The 18,751-nt window shown below is 69.0% G+C and carries 13 protein-coding genes and 2 pseudogenes; 9 read left to right on the top strand and 6 right to left on the bottom strand.

The features are described 5' to 3' along the window. Positions 1-499: 499 nt before the first annotated feature. Positions 500-877: a MarR family winged helix-turn-helix transcriptional regulator gene (locus O1G22_RS42995; RefSeq protein WP_270086267.1), complete on the bottom strand. Its 378-nt coding sequence runs from the start codon at positions 875-877 to the stop codon at positions 500-502. Positions 878-1,085: 208 nt separating this feature from the next. Between O1G22_RS42995 and O1G22_RS42990 the strand changes: the two genes are divergently transcribed. Genes O1G22_RS42990 through O1G22_RS42980 form a run of 3 tightly spaced genes read left to right on the top strand, consistent with a single transcriptional unit; the run spans position 1,086 to position 3,271 of the window. After that, positions 1,086-1,808: an SDR family oxidoreductase gene (locus tag O1G22_RS42990; protein ID WP_270086266.1), complete on the top strand. Its 723-nt coding sequence runs from the start codon at positions 1,086-1,088 to the stop codon at positions 1,806-1,808. A 48-nt stretch (positions 1,809-1,856) separates the two neighbouring features. Continuing rightward, positions 1,857-2,528: a hypothetical protein gene (locus O1G22_RS42985; protein ID WP_270086265.1), complete on the top strand. Its 672-nt coding sequence runs from the start codon at positions 1,857-1,859 to the stop codon at positions 2,526-2,528. A 17-nt stretch (positions 2,529-2,545) separates the two neighbouring features. Next, entirely contained in the window at positions 2,546-3,271 is a 726-nt protein-coding gene (locus tag O1G22_RS42980) for an NAD-dependent epimerase/dehydratase family protein (RefSeq protein WP_270086264.1), read from the top strand. An 8-nt stretch (positions 3,272-3,279) separates the two neighbouring features. On the opposite strand, the pseudogene O1G22_RS45095 reads toward O1G22_RS42980, so the two are convergent. Beyond that, positions 3,280-3,595 (bottom strand): annotated as a pseudogene (locus tag O1G22_RS45095) (TnsA-like heteromeric transposase endonuclease subunit); the annotation flags it as partial. Between the two features lie 178 nt (positions 3,596-3,773). Between O1G22_RS45095 and O1G22_RS42975 the strand changes: the two are divergent. Then, positions 3,774-4,088 (top strand): annotated as a pseudogene (locus O1G22_RS42975) (DUF6233 domain-containing protein); the annotation flags it as partial. Between the two features lie 237 nt (positions 4,089-4,325). On the opposite strand, the gene O1G22_RS42970 reads toward O1G22_RS42975, so the two are convergent. Together O1G22_RS42970 and O1G22_RS42965 are read right to left on the bottom strand one after the other, a co-directional pair. Further along, on the bottom strand, positions 4,326-4,520 hold the full coding sequence (locus O1G22_RS42970; RefSeq protein WP_270086722.1) for a Ku family protein: 195 nt from the start codon (positions 4,518-4,520) through the stop codon (positions 4,326-4,328). Then, complete coding sequence (locus O1G22_RS42965; RefSeq protein WP_270086263.1) at positions 4,477-5,040, bottom strand: Ku protein; 564 nt, start codon at positions 5,038-5,040, stop codon at positions 4,477-4,479. Before O1G22_RS42965 ends, O1G22_RS42970 begins: the two co-directional genes overlap by 44 nt. 128 nt (positions 5,041-5,168) lie before the next feature. Between O1G22_RS42965 and O1G22_RS42960 the strand changes: the two genes are divergently transcribed. Together O1G22_RS42960 and O1G22_RS42955 are read left to right on the top strand one after the other, a co-directional pair. After that, positions 5,169-6,389, top strand: a complete 1,221-nt coding sequence (locus O1G22_RS42960; protein ID WP_270086689.1) for a tyrosine-type recombinase/integrase — start codon at positions 5,169-5,171, stop codon at positions 6,387-6,389. 5 nt (positions 6,390-6,394) lie between these two features. Then, positions 6,395-8,845: a site-specific integrase gene (locus tag O1G22_RS42955; RefSeq protein ID WP_270086262.1), complete on the top strand. Its 2,451-nt coding sequence runs from the start codon at positions 6,395-6,397 to the stop codon at positions 8,843-8,845. 273 nt (positions 8,846-9,118) lie between these two features. Here O1G22_RS42955 and O1G22_RS42950 read toward each other — a convergent pair whose 3' ends face one another. Together O1G22_RS42950 and O1G22_RS42945 are read right to left on the bottom strand one after the other, a co-directional pair. Further along, positions 9,119-10,048, bottom strand: a complete 930-nt coding sequence (locus O1G22_RS42950) for an NADP-dependent oxidoreductase (protein WP_270086261.1) — start codon at positions 10,046-10,048, stop codon at positions 9,119-9,121. 131 nt (positions 10,049-10,179) lie between these two features. After that, positions 10,180-10,950 carry an NADPH-dependent F420 reductase gene (locus O1G22_RS42945; protein WP_270086260.1) on the bottom strand — a complete coding sequence of 257 codons (771 nt, stop codon included), beginning with the start codon at positions 10,948-10,950 and terminating at the stop codon, positions 10,180-10,182. Positions 10,951-11,140: 190 nt separating this feature from the next. Here O1G22_RS42945 and O1G22_RS42940 point away from each other — a divergent pair, with 190 nt between their 5' ends. From O1G22_RS42940 to O1G22_RS42930, 3 genes are all read left to right on the top strand, one after another. Further along, on the top strand, positions 11,141-11,797 hold the full coding sequence (locus tag O1G22_RS42940) for a TetR/AcrR family transcriptional regulator (protein ID WP_270086259.1): 657 nt from the start codon (positions 11,141-11,143) through the stop codon (positions 11,795-11,797). Positions 11,798-13,124: 1,327 nt separating this feature from the next. After that, a complete protein-coding gene (locus O1G22_RS42935; protein WP_270086258.1) occupies positions 13,125-14,453 on the top strand; it encodes a helix-turn-helix domain-containing protein in 1,329 nt (442 codons plus the stop codon). A gap of 3 nt (positions 14,454-14,456) precedes the next feature. Beyond that, positions 14,457-18,272, top strand: a complete 3,816-nt coding sequence (locus O1G22_RS42930) for a hypothetical protein (protein WP_270086257.1) — start codon at positions 14,457-14,459, stop codon at positions 18,270-18,272. The last annotated feature ends 479 nt before the right edge of the window (positions 18,273-18,751 follow it).

Raw genomic sequence — 18,751 nt, 5'->3', positions numbered from 1 at the left:
GAGATCGACGGCGCTCCCGGCGGTATGGAATCGCCCTCAGCCTCCGGGAACGCCGGATCTTCGGTACTGGTGACAGAAGGGCTGCATGAGGAGCACTTGTGACGAGCCGAATGCCTCATTGGCGACAACCAGGCTGCCTCGACCGGCCCTGTCCGCCCGTTCAGCCAGCTTCGCCGGTGACAACTCCTGAGCTTCAGCTCATGTTCCTCGCTCGCGTCCGGTCGTAGCGCAGCATTCGCACGGTCCGCTCCGGCCTCACGCTCCGCTGTCTCCCAGACCCCAGCGTCTGGGAGACAGACCTGTGCGGGTGAGCTGCCCCGAGTTTCATGGAGTCCGGTGATCTTGCCTCAGGCGGACTGCGGGGTTTGCTCCGGGCTCCGCCACCCGCAGGAGCGGAGATCCTGCGTTGGCTGCGAGAGCCGACGGACGCGATGTGGCGGAGGGCCGACGACGGGCCGGGCGGTGAAGCTGTGGCTGGGCGGGAGGATTGCGAGCGGGCTCATGCCTCGTGGCGCAGGGTGTCCCGTGTCGTGGCAAGGAGGGCCATGAGGGTGTCGAACTGCTGGGGTCCGAGCAGCTCGCGAACCCGGTCCTCGGCGGCGAGTTCACGGGTGACGGCCTCAGCTGAGGCTTCGCGACCGGCACGGGTGGCATGCAGTGCGACCGCGCGGCCTGATCCGACCCGCCGCTCGATGTAGCGGAGTTTTTCCAGCCGGTTAGCGGCCTGGCTGATGGCCTGCTGGCTCTTGCCCAGCCGGTGGGCGATCTCGGTCACGGTCACTCCGGGTTCGGCCACGACCGCGTCGAGCAGGTGACTCAGTGGCAGCGAGAGCGGCGTGCCGGCGAGAGCGGCTTCTCCGCGCTGCTCGATGAGCACGCTGACTTCCCGGAGGCGGCCGCGCAGTAGCCCCGCGAGAGCGGGACCCGTCGGCGTGTCTTCGGTCGGTGTCGCAGTCACGTCCCTCAGTCTACCCGCCCTTTTGTAGACAGGAGCTTGTGTGCACAAGACCTTGTGTTACTGTGGGCGTCCTGGTCTCCTGCCGAGATCTGCACCGTCCCGAGGGCCTGCAACGGATTGGACGTGCATGATGACTCTGAAGCTGGACCGACACATCGCGATCCTGGGCGGCAGTTCCGGGATCGGCCTGGCGACCTCCCGGCTGGCGGCCGAGCGCGGGGCACGGATCACGCTCGGGGGCCGCGACCAGACGCGCCTGAACGCCGCGGCGGCCCAGACCGGCGCGATGGCCATCCCGGTCGACGCGCAGGACGTGTCCTCGCTGGCCGAATTCTTCCGCGCGGCCGGGCCGATCGACGATCTCGTCATCACCCTGACACGCCGCGGCCACCGATCGTCGCGCGACGCGGATCACCTGGGCCTGGCCGACCTCGCCGGCTCCTTCGCCGGCAAGGCGATCGCCACGTTGCGCGCGGTCGGCGAGTCGCTCGACGCGCTGTCTGAGGACGGCTCGATCACCCTGGCGGGCGGTGTCACCGCGCAGGCCGGCTTCGCCGGCACGGCCGAACCCGCCGCCGTCAACGGTGCCGTGGAGGCCGCGGTCGCGCCGCTGGCGCGGGAACTCGCCCCGCGTCGCGTCAACGCCGTCTCGCCCGGGGTGATCGCGACCGAATGGTGGGACTCGCTGGGCGAGCACCGTGACGCGGCACTCGGAACCTTCGCCCAGCGCACGCCCCTGGGCCGCAACGGCCGCCCGGAGGATGTCGCCTCGGCGATCCTCGCGCTGATCGACAACCCGTTCATCACCGGTGTGGTGCTGCCCGTCGACGGCGGGATCCGCCTCACCTGAACCGTCTCACCTGGCACACGGGAGTGACGCCGGAAAGGAGACACCACGATGGACAACGGGATGTCTGTGCACCGGCTCGGGCTCATCACCGGCGACCCACCCGATTCCTCCGAACGAACGCTGACCGCACTGCCGTGGGCGGATGCGGCCGGCACGGCGCTGGCTCGCTATCGCCAGCAGCAGCCGGGCGCCGAGGACCTCGCGCGGGTCGACGCGTATCAGACGACCCCTATGGAGATGTTGTGCAATCCACACCTGAAGGTCCGTGCGATCGAAAACGAGCTCGCGCACCTGTTGCGCACCTTCATCGCGAGCCTGGAGAACTCCCTCGACGAGGACAGCGCCCGCCAGGTCGCCTACGCCGCCGGACTCGCGCACGGGACACGACGCCTGAGCACGTTCCTGCGCGCACAGGCACTGCCCGGCGGCCCTGAGTCGATGGCCCGGTGGCAGGACACCGCGCACGCCTCGGCCGGCGCGCGGCACACCAGCGCGCTGTTCGCCCGCTACGACCACGAGGTGGTCGAGGTGACCCGCACCGAGGACTCCTTCGGATCCGTCGGCAAGCAGTCACCGACCACCCAGGCGTACTTCGACGGATTCATCGACGGCTACAAGACCGTCGACCCGCGGCTCTCCCACGCCGAGGAGTTCCGCCTCCAGCGCCCGGACGGCGCGACGGAATTCGTCGCCCGCTTCCGGTACACACCCGAGAAATAACAGACAAGGGCTCACACATGCGCGTATTCGTGACCGGAGCCACCGGGTTCGTCGGATCAGCCACCGTAGCGGAGCTGATCAGCGCGGGACACCAGGTGACCGGGCTCAGCCGGTCCGACGCCGGCGCCGAGACCCTCACCCGCGCCGGAGCCACGGTCGCCCGCGGCGACGTCACCGACCTGCAACGGCTGCGCAAGGCCGCCTCCGGCGCCGAGGCCATCATCCACACGGCGTTCAACCACGACGCCTCAGCCGACGTACGGCAGCAAAGCGAGAACGACCGAAGGGTCATCGCGACCCTCGGCGCGGCGCTACCCAAGAACGCGCCGCTCATCATCACCTCCGGCACCGGCCTGGTGCAGTCCGCCACCGGTGGCCCGGTAACCGAGACCGACCCCCACGCCCCATCGTCGGTATTCCCCCGCGCCGCCCACGTCACCGACGTCGCCCGGCTCTACCGGCTGGCGCTGGAAAACGGCCAATGGGGCGCCCGGTACCACGCCGTGACCCAGCAAGGAGTGACCCTGCGCGCGATCGCCGAGGTACTCGGCACCCACATGGGACTGCCCATCCAGTCCCTCACCCCCCGCCAGGCACCGGCGTACTTCGGACCGCTACTCCAACTCGCCCAACTGGACCTACCTGCCTCCGGCACCCAAACCCAGCAGCGACTGGACTGGAACCCCACAGGCCCAGATCTGCTCACCGACCTCCGCAACACCGACTACACCACCATCTCCTGAACGACCGACCGCCAGTGCAGCCAGAAACGGCTGCGACGCGATCCCCGCCACCTGCGGATCGGCGTCCAGCAGGATCAGCCGGTCCCGCTCCAGCCACGACTCGTAGCCGATGTGCCCGCCGGTCGTCGCGCAGAAGTACCAGCCCGCGAAGCTCTCCCCGCCCTTGGGCCACCGGAACGGACGCACCGGTACCACCCGCTCGAAGCGCACGCCCCAGCAGGCCGCAAGCGACCGCCGAACCTGTACGCCGTCCTCCAAAAATCCCAGCTCAAAGACACCAAGATCCGGATCCGCGTACGCCTCCGCGAGCTGCCCCGCCTCCACCCCTGACCAGCCGCACTCCGTACCGATCAAACTTCGATGACACGAACTTACTGATGATCAACCTCCGACGGCAAAGATCAAACTTCGATGGCACAGGACAACCCTGTTCACCTCCCACCCGACACGCTATCGAACAGATAATCGAACACGCGAGTTGTCGCGGGCTAGAATCACAAATATGTTCGATGACTTGCCGCCGGATCTGGAGCGGCTGCGCACTCTCCGTGTATGGCATGCGCTCTGGCTGTGGCGCATTGACGCGAAGATCAGCGCGGTGGCGCAGCGGCAGGCGGAAGCGGAGCGCGGTCGGCGGGCGCGGCCCCGGCCGCCGGAGTGGATCGTCGAACTCGGCATCGGTGTCGGCCGTCCGGCCGTGCGGGTCCACGCCGGCTCCTGCGGGATGGTCGGCAAGCGGCAACGGACCGTTGACCCCACCGAGGCCCGCCGCCTGCTCGCAGACGGCGTCACGGCCTGCCCCCACTGCCGGCCGGACAACGACCTGGGCATCGACGGCTTAGATCCTCACCACGCTGTCGGCGAGGAACGGCGGTCCGCAGCAACTCTCCTTCCGTCGTCCTGCGGCGATCTCAGCGTGCGCCCGGATCAGGGCCCGGGCGCGGACGCCAGGGCCTCGCCGCCGTTCGGGCCGTACCCCGGGCCGGCGACGGTGTTCCCCCGGCCTCGCCGCGCTCGGCACGGGCCTCGCGTACGGACTTCCGGAGTGCGTCCATCAAGTCGACCAGCTGCGAACGCCGGACCCCGGCTCGGCCGGACCGGCGAGCTGACGAGTGTGGAGCTTGGCGTCGACCAAGGCTGCAAGGGCCTGGGCGTAGCGGTCGGTAAGGCCGGGGATCTCGGCGAGCGCGTCGACACTGCGGACCTCAATGAGGTCGAGAGCGGCGGCCAGTTCCTCCTCGTCGACCACGGCGGTGCGGGAGGGGGCGACGCCGGCCGCGGGGCGGACCTCGTCGCTCCAGCGCAGAGCGTTGAGTGTCAAAGTGCCGTTCAGGGGGCGGAGCATGGAGCCGCTCGCGGTCGCCCCGCACCGCGTACTTGACGATCGCGACCTGAGAACGGCGGGCGAGTGCCTGCACGAGCAGTACGTACGGCCGCACGGTGGCGGCCGACGCGGTGGACGCGGCGAGGTAGTACGAGGCGGCGCCGACCCGGAGCGGGTCGATCGCCTCGGTGGGGAGCGTGCCGAGCAGCTCGATCGCGTGGGCGGTGACCAGTGGCAGATGGTCGAGGTCGGCGTCGGTGACCGGCACGATGGCGGCGGGCGTCTCGTAGCCACGGCCGATGTCCTGGTCGGCGACCTCGCGGTCCTCGATCTCGCACACCTTGCGATAACGAATCCTGCCGTAGCACCCGCCGGCGACGTGGACCAGATGCAGCGGCGTTCCGCCGCGCTTGACGGCGCTGACCAGGCTTACAGGCACCGTCACGTTGACTGAACTAGTGACCGTAAACCTGCAGGTCAGGGCCTAACTCTGTTACCTTCCGGGCCGTGCTCGGACATGGTGGTTCGGAGAGAGATCTGACGGGGTTTGTGCTGCCAGAGGTCGGTCGGTTGGTGGAGACCGCCGACCCGTGGATGCCGTACCAGTTGGTCGACGGCAGCGGCTCGGTGGTTGAACCGGTAGACGCCTTCTTTGCTGAGTTGCAGGCTCAGGCGAGGCCGGCATCGACGATCCGGTCCTACGGGATGGATCTGTTGAGGTGGTGGCGGTTCCTGGCAGTCTGGGAGATCGTGTGGGATCGCGCGGAGCGGGCGGATGCCCGGGACTTCATGCGCTGGATGGCGATCGCGGACAAGCCGGTGCGGGTGCACTGGCGACACCAGCGGGCGGGCCTGACGGCGGAGACAGCGCCGACTCCGCAGCGGAAGGGCAAGCTGCCGCCGGGAGCACCGAATCCGGTGACGGGGAAGCCGACTGTGGGACCGAAGTACGCGGTGCGTACGCGGCTGCACTGCGAGACCACGCTCCGCGCGTTCTACGACTTCCACCTGGAGGAAGGCAGCGGACCGGTCGTCAATCCGTTCCCTCTGGAGCGTGCGCGCCGTTCGAGCCGAGCGCATGCCGGTCACCGCCCGGGTCAGCCGTTTCGGCTGGAGCGGCAGGGCCGTTACCGGCCGAGTGTCCCGGGCAGGGCGCCGCGGCGGATCCCGGACGAGATGTTCAACGCGCTGTTCGCCGCGCTGAGGTATCACCGGGATCGGGCGCTGGTCGCGTTCTGGGTGTTCAACGGGGCACGGGCGGAAGAGCTGCTGACCAGCTGCGGGCGGGATGCCCTACCAGGTCAGCAGTTGCTCGGTGTGGTGCGCAAGGGGAGCCGGGCCTATCAGCAACTGCCGTGCTCGACGGACGCGTTCGTGTGGCTGCGGCTGTATCAGGAGGAAAGCCGATGCGCAGGTGTTCCGCAGGGCGCCGACGAGGCGCTGTGGTGGACGCTGCGCCGTCCGTGGCGCCCCCTGACCTATCACGCGGCCCGAGCGATGTTCGTACGGGCCAACGACCTGCTTGGTGCGAACTGGACGCTGCACGACCTGCGTCATACCGCGGCCTACAGGATGGCGCGGGACCCGAAGGTGTCGCTGACGGACGTGCAGTGGGTGCTCGCTCACGCGCATCTGTCCACCACGCAGACATACCTGGAGGCGGGCGCCGATGAGGTGATCGAGACAGTCCGGGCCCATCACGCTCGTCAGTCCGATGCCGCACAGCGACCGGTGGTGCCCGCGCCGGGCTACAGCCCCGAGAGCCTGCGCACACTCTTCGGGAAGGTCAAGTGAGCGTCGTGTCCGCGACCGCTGGTGTGGCGGTGCATGGCTCGAAGACGGTGCGGCTGTCGGGCGAGGCACTGAAGGTGATCAGGGAACGGTTTGTGCCGCGGCCCGCGATCGAGACGTGGCCGGCCACGCAGGACGGCGCCGACGGCATCGTTGCTCGTCTGCGGGCTGCGCCGTTGCGGGAGCGGGTGCCACATACCCAGTGGTGCCGCGTCACCGGTGCCCGGCAGATCCTCGGCTGGCTGCAGACGTTCCCCGGTGAGACCTGGCAGCAGCGGTGGAACGCCAGCCCGGCGGCGGCCTCGGGCCAGGAGTGGTGTCGCCGGGCAACCGAGTGGGTGGGTGCCACAGGGCCGGTCACCGGCCCGATCGTCAGCTCGGGCCTGGTCGCGTTGGTGCTGGCCGACGTGGTGCGGCCGTCTCTGGAATGGCAGTTGACGCGGCGGGCGATGAACCTGCAGGACCGGTTGCCCGCGATGCGCGATCCCGACGGCTTCGCCCGGCTGGAGGCGTTGGCCGGACCTGAGCGATGGGCCTCGCTCACAGGGCGCCAGGCCCTGAACGCCCTGATCAGGATTATGGTCGCGAAGGGCGGAACGCTCGCCGACATCGCGGTCGGCGACGCGCTGGAATACCTGGACGCGCTGCGCGCCCACCACAGCCAATCAGCAGGCCACACCCTCTTCTACGCCTGGCTCCGCGCGCTGGGCACCCTGCCGGACGACGCTCCGGCGACCCTGCGCAACCTGTCGAGAGCCACCGGCCAGGTGAGTGTGGAGCAACTCGTCGACCGCTACCACCTGCAGTGCCAGCCGGTGCGAGATCTGCTGGTGGACTATCTCAAAGAGCGCCAGCCCGGCCTGGACTACGCGACGCTGGACAACATCTCCCGGTTCCTGGCCCGCTCCTTCTGGGCCGACCTGGAGGCCCATCATCCCGGGATCGACTCTCTGCGCCTGCCACCGGACGTTGCCACCCAGTGGAAGCAACGCGCCAGGACGAAGACCGAGCGGCGCCGCCGCAGCGACGGCACCATGTACGACGTCGTCACCCCCCGCCTGGACTCGGCCACCTTGATGATCGCGGTGCGCGCCCTGTATCTGGACCTGGCCCAGTGGGCCAGCGAGGAGCCGGCCCGATGGGGCCCATGGGTGGCCCCCTGCCCCATCAGCGAGGCCGATCTCAACCTGAAGAAGACCAGCCAGCGGGTCAAGGCCCGCATGGACCAGCGCACCCGGGAGCGACTGCCCGCCCTGCCCACGGTCGTCCGCACGGCCAAGGAACTTTTGGACCAGGCCCGCCTTCGCCTGGACGCAGTCCGCGAGGCGCCGGCTGGCGCCCGGTTCGAGGTGCTCGGCGAGACCTTCACCCGCGCGAAGAGGCCCGGATCCACCTGGGCCTACGACCACGCCGGGGGCCGCCGGGACATGGCCAAACGCGAGCACCGGGCGTTTTGGGGGTGGGCGACGATCGAGTTCCTCCAGCACACCGGAGCCCGGATCGAGGAAATGCTGGAGGCCAGCCACCATAGTCTGATCCAGTACCGGCTGCCTACGACCGGGGAGGTGGTGCCGCTGCTGCAGATCGCACCCTCCAAGACCGATCAGGAGCGTGTCCTGCTGGTCAGCCCCGAACTTGCCGACGTGCTGAGCACCATCATCACCCGCATCCGCGACCCGCGGACCGGAGCCGTCCCCCGCGTCGTCGCCTACGACTACAACGAGCGCGTATGGAATCCGCCGATGCCGCTGCTGTTCCAGTACGACCGCAGCGGCGAGCCCTCCCACATGACCGGCGAGTTCCTGCGCGCATGCCTCAACGACGTCCTGGACGCGACCGGCCTGACCGACGCCAGCGGCCTCCCCTTGGATTTCGACCCGCACGACTTCAGGCGGATCTTCATCACCGACGCCATCCGCAGCGGCCTGCCACCCCACATCGCCCAGGTCATCGCCGGACACGCCGACATCAACACCACCATGGGCTACAACGCCATCTACCCGGCCGAAGCCATCGAGGCCCACCGCGCGTTCATCGCCCGCCGACGCTCTCTACGCCCCAGTGAGGAGTACCGGACGCCCACCGCGGAGGAGTGGGATGCCTTCCTTGGCCACTTCGAGCGCCGCAAGCTTTCCATCGGCATCTGCGCCCGCGCGTTCGGCACCGCGTGCATCCACGAACACGCCTGCGTCCGCTGCTCGATGCTCCGCCCCGACCCCGACCAGCGCGGCCGCCTGGTCGAGATCCGCGACAACCTCCTCGCCCGCATCACCGAGGCCGAACGCGAAGGCTGGCTCGGCGAGTTGGAAGGACTTGAGGTCAGCCTCGCCGGAGCCCAGGACAAGCTCGCCCAGTTGGATGCGGAACAGACCCGCCGCAGCGCCGCTGTGGACCTCGGCATCCCGACCTTTCGGAATGTCGCTGGCCGTCACAGCGCCTCGCCCCTACGGCCCGGGTAGAAGCGTGCTTTTGCTCCATTTCCGGTTGTGGGCGGCATGTACCGTCGACGGGAGTGCCAGGGCCACCGCAATCCGGTCGTGTGATGCGAGCAGTCGGGTCCTCGCTGCCAGCAGGTCGACGTCCATCAGGCCGCCGTGTCGCGTTTGACCACCCGGCCGGCGGCAAGAACGGTGTCCATCAGGCCGGGTGGCAGGTGCTGACGATGGTGCCGCCCGGTTCGGGACCGGGAAGACGGGCAGGTCATCAGCGCGACAAGGCGAGGATGCGCGTTGTCATTCCATGGTGAGGACAATGCGGCCGCGGAGCCCACCGGCCGCCAGGCGTGCGTGCGCCTTCGCGGCCTCCTCCAGCGGGTAGGTCTCGGCCACACGCAGTGCCAGCTCTCCGGCGGCGGCCAGGTCGGACAGGGTCGTCAGCGTGGCGCCGTCCGCGCCGACCTGCGTCACCCGCAAGCGGATACCGCGCTCGGCCTCGGGCATGGCGTCGGGCCGTGTGGTCACGAAGGTGCCGCCGTCCGAGATCGCCCCGATGACGGCCTGCCCGAGCGTGGCCGTGTCCAGAACGGCGTCCACACCTTCGGGATGCAGTGCACGGACGGCCCCGACCAGGTCCCCGCCGCCGGGTACGTAGGCGTCGGCGCCGGCCACCTTGGTGGCGAACTCGCCTTCGGCGGACAGGTCGCTGGCGATGACCACGAGTCCCCGGCGCTTGGCGAGTTGCACGGCGTAGCCGCCGACCGCTCCTTCCGCGCCGGTGATGAGAACCGTCTGACCCGTCTGAAGGCCCAAGAGCTCGACGGACTGGGCGGCGGTCAGGCCGTTCAGGGGGATGGTCGCCGCGTGCACAGGGTCGATGCCCGCGGGTGCGTGGGCGATCGCTTCACTGGGGACGACGACGTATTCGGCCTGCGCCCTATTCATGCCCGTGAAGGCGCGGCTGAGGGCGATCACCGGCTGGCCGGGCTCCCACACCACAGCGTCGCCCACTGCGTCCACGACGCCGGCGATGTCCCAGCCGAGACCGTGGGTGTTGCCCTCCGGCGGAGCCGGGAAGACGCCGAGCCAGTTGCCCATGTCGACCGGGTTGAGGGTGGCCGCCTGCACCTTGATGCGGATCTGGGAGTAACCCGGCTCCGGCTTGTCGACGTCGAGGACCTCGACGGACTCCGGGCTTCCTACGGAACGGTGTACAGCTGCTCGCATGAGCTTTTCCCTACGTGAAAGTGGACTTGCATTCGGATGTCTGCCGTCGGTAGCGACGGTCGCTGCCTGCCGCCTTGAGATTCCGGCCCGGTGAAAGGGCGGCCGCGCCCGGCCGGAACGCCCTCAGGGCGTCAGGCGAGTGCGCGGTCGGCGGTGAGCTTGCGGGGGGTTTCGGCGAGCAGGGCGCGCAGCCGCGCCGCGGGCAGCGGGACGCCCGGGTCGTCGGAGGGCGGCATCTGCGCCGGGGCGCCGGAGCGGATGGCTTCGGCGAGCTGGGCCCAGCCGGCGCGCACGGCGTCGGGGTCGGTGAAGTACGGCGCCGTGTAGGGGTCGGTCTCGGGCTCGAAACGCCAGCCCTCAGCCAGGGGACCGGCGTCGACGGTGTCGAAACCCAGCCGGCTGATCAGGTCGGCGGCACTGGCCTTGGCCTGCGGGTCGTCACCGGCGATGGGCAGAGCGCTGCGGTCGGCGGCGCCTTGAGGACGGGCGAGTGCCGGGATGTGAAAGTCCATGATGCTGTTGAACGCCTTGACCAGCTTCGCGCCGGCCAGGTGCTCCTGGACGAGTTCGCTGGTGGTGGTCTTGCCCGAGTCGAGGACCTCGATGTGCCCGTCGCGCATCGGGTAGTAGTTGCTCGTGTCGAGCACGACCTTGCCCGCCAGCGCGGCGGCGGGCAGCTGCCGGTAGGCGGACAGCGGGACGCTCACCACCACCCAATCACCCGCCCGGGCCGCCTCCTCGGGCGTCGCGGCGCGGGCCCGATCGCCGAGCTGTGCCACCGTCTCCGCCAGGGTCTCAGGACCGCGGGAGTTGGACAGGACGACGTCGATGCCCGCCGCGACCGCGAGCCGGGCCACAGCCGTGCCGATATTGCCGCTGCCTATGAAGCCAAGTGTTGCCATGGGGGGATCTCCTTGTCTCGCGGACCGTGCCGTCCGCCGAAGTTCTGCAGGCGAGCCGGGCTCAGGCGGGTACAGGCAGGCGAAGGCCAAAAGACCCTTCCCGCCACAACCGGAGCAAGTGCTCCCCTTGAAAGTAGCACAAGCGGAGCAAGTGCTCCGCAAAGGTGGAGTTCGCTGTACCCTGAATGCCATGACCCTCGCCGACCAGACCGCCGCCACACCCGCACCCGGTCAGGCCGCCCAGCGCGGCCGCCGCGCCGACGCCGAGCGCAACCGTGCCGCGATCATCGAGGCGGCCGGCGTCGTCTTCGCCGAGCAGGGCGGCACCGTCGACGTCCGCGAGATCGCCCGGCGCAGCGGCGTCGGCATGGGCACCCTCTACCGCCACTTCCCCACCAAGGACGACCTGCTCGCCACCGTCCTGGGACAGGAGTTCTCCTCCTGGCTCACCGACGCCCACCAGCAGGCCACCGCCGTCGAAGACCCCTGGCAGGCGCTGACCGGCTTCTTCGAGCAGATGCTCGCCAAGCAGGGCCGCAACCGCGCCCTCGTCGAGAGCTACACCGCCGCTGGCGGCCCCACGGAGTCATGTGCCCAGCACTGCTACGCCGTCATGGACGAGCTGCGCACCCGCTGTGTGAACGCCGGCCTCCTGCGGCACGGGCTCACGACCGCTGATCTGGTCCTGCTCAGCACCACCCTGAGCCAGACCGTCCTGGCGACCGTCGACAGCCAACCGGGCCAGTGGCGCCGCCTCCTACGCATCTCCCTCGACGGGCTCAGGAGTCACAACACCGAACCCCTGCCCGAGCCCGCAACCCACACGGACCCGCCCAGCAGCAACTGACCGGGAAAGTCAGCTCGCCCACAACGGCCGAGCACAGGACGGAGCGGGTGGGGCACAGTCCAACGAAGCGGGCAGCTCATCCCCCGCGTCCGCAGAGGGCCCCCGCTTACATGGTCTTCGGGCAGACCGAAGTCGTCAGAGTCATCGGGGCCTGAAGACGAAGTAGTTCAGAGAAGTGACCATGCCGAACACGATGTGACCGCTCCAGATGACGGGACCGGGCATACTCCTGCCCTCCCCCTCGTGACCTGCAATTGTGGGATCTCAGATCCCGTGAACAAATCTCAATGCATGTGGCTTTGATGGTGGAACCCAGCACCGCTCGTCTCTCGGGACCCCGGACGCCCGGCTTCCGCTGGGGGTCGATGCCTATGAGTTCCGGCGGCTTGCACTTGGGCATCGAAGTGCTGCGACGGCTCACGGAACGGAGGACGGCTCGCGGCGCGCCCCGATGCCGCCGGCGTCCGCAGTAGCCGCGCGCGCCCAGCAAGGAGGCCAGCACTAGGCAGACTCCGCCCGCGAGGACGGCGGCGATCGCGCTGCGCGCGAGGGTGGCGGCGCGATCGGTGTGCAGGGTGCTTTTCGGGCTCGCGGCTCGCATCATGTCGGACGGGATGTTCAGGGCGCGGTAAACGCCTGAAGCACAGCCACCGACGCCGCCGATGAGCACGCCGACGCCCATTGGCAGGGCCCATCGTGTCGAGGATGATGACCTCGATGGTGCGATACGCAAGCCACAGTTGGACGCGCTCCGACCGCCTACCAAGATTCGCCCCGATGTGGCACCCGCCACTGACAGGTATCGAAATCGCCCCGTGAGCCACGCCAGCCGCCTCGACGAGCACGCCAGCAACGAGGCAAGGTCCTGTCCGATCTCGGCGGGAGCCTCTCGAGTGTGACCGTGGGGTCAACTCAGCCGGTAGCGGACCGAGTCCGTCCTTGACCCTTCGGACTCACCATGAGGGTGTGACGTCAGGTCAGCGTGGCGACCCCGAGTGCGATGAGGCTGCAGAGCAGGGTGAGGGTGGCGCCGAAAACTGTGCCTGCATGAAGGAGGGCGCCGGGGAGGGACGCTCCGTCCCAACGGGCGAGGAACCCTGCGGAGATCGCGGCCAGGAGTGCGAGAAGGGCCGCAGTGAGGACCGCGGCAATGACAGTGAGGGCGCGCACGGGCGGCGAGGCCAGTGAGACGAACATGGGTCTTTCTCCGTTCCCTGAAGGGCTATTGTCCGGGAACGAAGATGCCGAGGTCCCCGTACGCTGGCGTACGGGCGAACGAATCTGTATGGGATCGCTCATCGATATGACTGACCGTCAAGGAGGTCCGGTGCGATCCCTGGAGGGCAAACCCGACGGCGATGCCGTGTTGGCTCAGCTCCAACAGCGCTTACGGGATCGGCGGGATGCGCGCGGCGTCAAGATGCTCGCCCTGGAAAGGCTGACGGGCCTGGGGCACACCACCGTCAGCAAGGCACTCAACGGACCGAACATTCCGACCAGGGCAACCGTGATCGCGCTGGCGAATGCCCTGAAAATGGATCCGGATCCGCTGCTGCACCTGTGGGACCAGGCGGTGGAAGCCGGCCGCCAAGGTACGTGGCAGGAGCCCCCGACACGGGACTTCTTCCGTGATCTCATCGAGAAACACACGCAGTTGTTCGCGGGGCGGCAGGCCGAGAGGACACGGATCAAGGAGTTCATACGGGATCGCGCCTCCGGCTACGTCTTCGTGGAGGCGCTCTCGGGATACGGCAAGACCTCCCTCCTCGCGGATCTGGTCAGGCAGAACCCCGAGTTCCGCTACCACTTCATCAGCCAGGCGTACCGGCGCAGGGGCGGCGGTTTCGACCCCACCAGCCCCGAGGACGTACTGGAGTGCCTCTGCGAGCAGTTGGACCCTGCCCATGTGCGCGGCGGAGGGCTGAAGAACCTGGAGCGGCAGTTCCGCGGCCTCATGACCCGTCCGCCGCAGAAGCCGACGGTCGTCGTACTGGACGCCGTCGACGAACTGGATCCACCGGACCAGCTCCGTACCCTGCTGCCGGGGCAGCTGCCGCACGGCTTGGTGCTCGTACTCTCGGGCCGCGCCCAGGGCGATCGGTCCTGTCTCAGCGACATCGCGCTGTCCCCTGCGGACCTGGGCCTGCACCTGCGGTTGGAGGGCCTGGACGAGGCCGCGCTCGTGGACCTGCTCCGGATGGCGGGCGGTGCGGCGGCGGGACTGGCAAAGGATGCCGACTTCGTCGCCGAGATGCACCGTGTCTCCGCGGGCGACCCTTTTTATGTGCGCTTCCTGGTGGAGGACGCGGCCGTCGGCATGCTCACCCGCGACAACGTCGACCGCACCCCCACCGGCCTCGAAAGCTACCTGGACCAGCAGTTGGAGCAGCTCAACCGCAGCGCCCACCGTACCGAGCACGTCGAGATCCTGGGGTTCCTCCTGGAAGCCGGCACGCTCTCCGCGTTCGACCTGTACAACCTGGTCGAAGGGCTGACCTGGCTGAACTTCGACACCATCCTGCGGGAGATCCACCGCTTCCTACTTGTTCACCGGCGGGCCGTGCCAGGCGTGCAGGGGCACAGGGGCAGCGAGGAGTACAGCTTCTGCCACGACCGGTTCCGGCAGTACTTCCGGGGCCGCGCCGGGATCGGATAGCGGATGCGGTCCATTCGCGACGAGGTCAGTGCGCTGGTGTCCAGCGGGCGCACCCGTGCCGATCTCTCGGACCATGTGCGGAACTGGCGTCAGTGCCCCACGCCTTACACCATTGAGAACGCCATCCGGCTGGCGGCGGACGAGGGACGCGGCGACGACCTCCACGACACGATCCTCGACGAGAGGTTTCGGCATCTGCGACAGCGCATGTTCGGTGTCAACGCGCTGCGGGCCGATCTGCACATCGCGCGCACGTACTCCCTGATGCGCCGACCCGATCTGATCAGGTATGTGCAGGTACTCCTCCTGGAGCAGCGCCCCTTCGGCACCCCCGAGAACATGCATGTCCAGCAGCAGCACTGCCACGAGTTCGCCGAGTTCCTCCAGGTCGACCGGCTCCCGCACGAGCGGCTCGACACCGGCCTGCACAAGGTTCTGGGGCGATTCTTCACCGACACCTCCGCCACCGGACTGCGACTGGCCGGGTACGAGCTCGGTGAATGGAGCTGCTCCTGCGGCCGGACGACCGGCCTCGCCAGACGCTACGACCACACCTGCCCCTGCACGGCCGTCTCGGGGCACGGCAGGATCACCGAAACGACACCCACCTGCCCGGACCCCACCTGCACCGGGTCCGTCGACTACGTCGTCTGCCCCACCTGCCGGACCAGGGTGACCCTGGCGAACCTCTGGCAGGTGCGACGAGGCGCAGTCGGCCCCGACGACTTCCTGGTACCGCTCACCCTGGACCTCGTCCTCGAGGACGAGCAGGGGCCGATCAAGCGGGCGCGCCACCTGCTGATGCATCTGCCGCTCCCCATCGGCCTGCGGGAACGGAACGGAGAGATCGTCTTCGACACCCCCACCGTCTTCTGGACGAGTGCGAACGCGGAGCCGCGGCACCGGTGGTCCCAGAGGGACCGTTTCCTCGGCCTAAAGGACACACTTCGCTACGACGGCCGGACCCAGCTCCGGCCCATCCTCGAAGCCCTGCTGCGCCGCACCCTGCTGGGGTACCGCAACGGGTACGCCCGGTTCACCGATGAACTGCGGCAGGACATGATCGCAGGGCCCTCCGGGCAGACTCATCCCCTCAGACGGCGGCCTTTGACCGGCTCCGAGTATCGGAGCAGTTCCGAGTACACGCGCGGGTTCTGGAGCCGGCTGCAACGCGTGACCGTGCGGGATCTCGCACTCGGCGATCTGGTGAGCCGCGGTGCGGTGTCCGCGCAGTGCACCGTCGTCGCCTCACCGAGCCTGCAGGGCAGAGCGGCGCTGGTCAACGAGCGGCTGGCAGACCCGGATGCGCTGTCGATCCCCACACTGGTCCAGCTGAGCACGACGCTGCCCGACGGCGCCGTCCTCACCTCAAGACCGCCGACCGTGTCCGCCGAGCAGGCATCGAGCCTTGACAAGTACGGCCTGATCACCCCGGGTAGGCCAGTGCGACCCGGACAGCTCCTGGTGGGGGCTGCCTCGCCCGTAGCGGATGAGGAAACGCGACGCACCCCCGAGGAGCGCCTGCTGTACGCCCTCTTCGGTGACGCGGCGCTGTGGAGGGCGCTGCGGAACAGGTCCCTAATGATGCCCGGACGGCTGCCCGGCCACGTCCTGGCGCAGCGGATCAGCGGCGCCCTGGCGACCGACGCGATCCCGGCAACACCCGGTCGACACCTGCGGGGTGGCGGGTCCGGGACGCGCATCACCGTCACCGTCGCTGTCGACCAGCCAGTGCAGCACGGCGACACGCTGGACGACGAGTCCGGCGCCTTCGCAGTCGTATGCGGTCTCGCGGGCGGACCCTCGCTCAGGCGCCTCGCGGGCAGTCTCGACGAACCGGACCTGGTCGTGGCGCCCGACCACCCCTGGGCCCCGCCACCGGGCGAAGCCAGCCACACCATCCGGATCCGCCTCGCCGCCCACGGCCTAGCCGGGCCCGATACCGGCGCCTGGTCCACAGGCGGCTACTCCTTGGTCCTCCACCAGCCGCTGGCAAGCGGAGCCAGCGACAGCGCCCAGATGATCGAGCCCAAGGAGTTCCAATGGCTCGTCACGCACGGAGCCCGACACCTGGCGATGGAGATCTACGGACCGCGTGGGGACTGTCCGCACTGGCGCAACGACCTGCGCACCTCACTGGAGAAGGGCGGCAGAGGTCTCGGCCCACCCCGCGACCGGTCCATCGCTCTGCTCGACTCGCCGGCCCACGCCGTCCGTCGGCTCGACCTGACACTGCGCGCTGCCCGCATCATGCCGCGGCTCGAAGCCGATCGGATCGGCCTGCGTCCGATGGCCGAAGCCGACGTGGCGCGCCTCTCGCACGGCGAAGTGGTGAGCGAAGTCTTCTACAACGTTCGGACCAGACGCCCGTGGCCGGGCGGGCTCTTCTGCCAGCAGATCTTCGGCCCGGACCGCGAGGACGAGTGCGTCTGCGGGGAGCGCCGCCGCACCTGGGACGCCGGCGCGACATGCGGCGCTTGCGGACGCACGCTGACCATGCCTCACGAGCGCGGCCGTCGGTTCGGCCACATCGAACTCCCCGTGCCGGTGGTCCACAGCTGGTGCCTCAGCGGCCCGGCCGGCGCCCGGCTCGCACGCTCGCTGCAGCTGACCGAGCAGGAGCTCCAACAGATCGCCGACTGCGAGCTGGTCCTGGTCACCGAACCAGGCCCCACGGCGCTGACCACGGGGCAGTTGCTGAGTGTCAAGGAGTGGGGCGACACCTCCGGTCGAGCCCAAGCCACAGCCGTGACGGGCGGACAGGCGGTGAAGATCCTTCTACGTCAAGCCACCGGTGCTATCCCGGCCGGCCTGTCCCCGGACACCGTCACCTTTCGGCTGCTGCCGGTCCTGCCTCCGGATCTACGACCACACGTCATCGAGGATCATCGGACGCTCGGGAGCGACCTCAACAGCCTCTACAGCGCGGTGCTCTCCAAGTCCGCCCAACTCCGCCGCCTGGACGACCTCGGCGCCCCCTTGGACGTGCTGATGGGCGCACGCCGCCTACTCCAACACAAGGTCAGCGCGCTGCTGGACAACGGCCGCCGGCCGGAACCGACACGGGACGACAACGGGAGAAAGCTCGTCAGCCTCGCGGACTCGCTCATGGCCCGCCCGAGCTCCACCGGCACACTGCGTGACGGCTTCCTGCGTCGGCCCGTGGACTACAGCGCCCGCGCCCGACTGGTGATCGCCAAGCTGGCGAACTCCGGCGACAAAGATTCCGTTCCCGACCCGGACACCGTCTTCCTGGCCCGAGACCTGGCTCTTCATCTCGTCGAGCCGTTGCTCGTACACGCGCTCATCTCCACCGCTACGGCCCGGCAAGGGTGGGAAGCGCGGGCGATGATCAAGGAACATGCCGAGGAAGCCATGCGGCTGCTCGACGCGGTGTGCAACCAGGCCCTGATCCTGGTCGCCTTGCCCCACGGGCCCTGGCCAATGGTGGCCCTCCGTGTTCAGGCGGCCGAGGTTCCAGCCCTGCAGGTGCAGCCCGGGCTACTTGACCTTGTCGGTTGGAAGAATCTGGGCGAGACGGTACGTATCTTCAGCGTCCTGACCACCGAGGCGATCAGGGAGGCGACCGGCCTGCTGACGGTCGACACTCTGCGCAGGGCAACTTCCCCACGCCAACCCACGACGCCGAACTCCTTCTTCGATCTGCCCTGCGGGGATCTCGGCAACCACATCGCCGACGCGGCACTGACCACCGGCTCGTTGCCCCTCAAGCCAGACGACGGCTTGCTCCTGTGCGACCCCACATGGCTCGCCGAGCGCACTGGCGAACACCGGCTGGATGAGCCAGGGCGAAGGTGACACCGCCGAACCTCAGGGCATTGCTGTTTGAAGAACTCGTACGCGAACGGCGAAGCGTTCTCGGGCGACGCTGAGTGCCTCCTCCGCCGTGCGCGACCACCCGTGCGCCGCCACCGTCGATTCGGTCCCACCCAGGCGCCGCCGCTGGCAGTGGCTGTAACCATGCGGTGGGCCAGGACTGTGAGACGCGACGGCGTGGCCCATTACTGAGACAACCCGACAACACCCAGGTCGTTGCAACGGAACGGGACACTCCGAATGCGAACCTACAGCAATTTCATGCTAGGGGCGCGGTGCGCGGGTGTCCTCCTGGGGGCGTGCGCGTCCCTCGACCACGTGAGGGCAGGGCTGCCGTTCCGCCCCTCTCCTCCCTCCCGGGAGGGCGACCGCCACGTTGTCCTCGGCGTCCCTGCGCTACTCCACGCCCCGGTTGCGATCCTCGGTCGCCCCGGAGGGCGACCGCCACTCCAGGGGGTGTG

Source organism: Streptomyces camelliae (genome assembly GCF_027625935.1).
GTDB classification, from domain to species: domain Bacteria; phylum Actinomycetota; class Actinomycetes; order Streptomycetales; family Streptomycetaceae; genus Streptomyces; species Streptomyces camelliae.
Note: the sequence above shows the minus strand (reverse complement) of the source record. Positions and strands in the feature narration are given on the sequence as shown.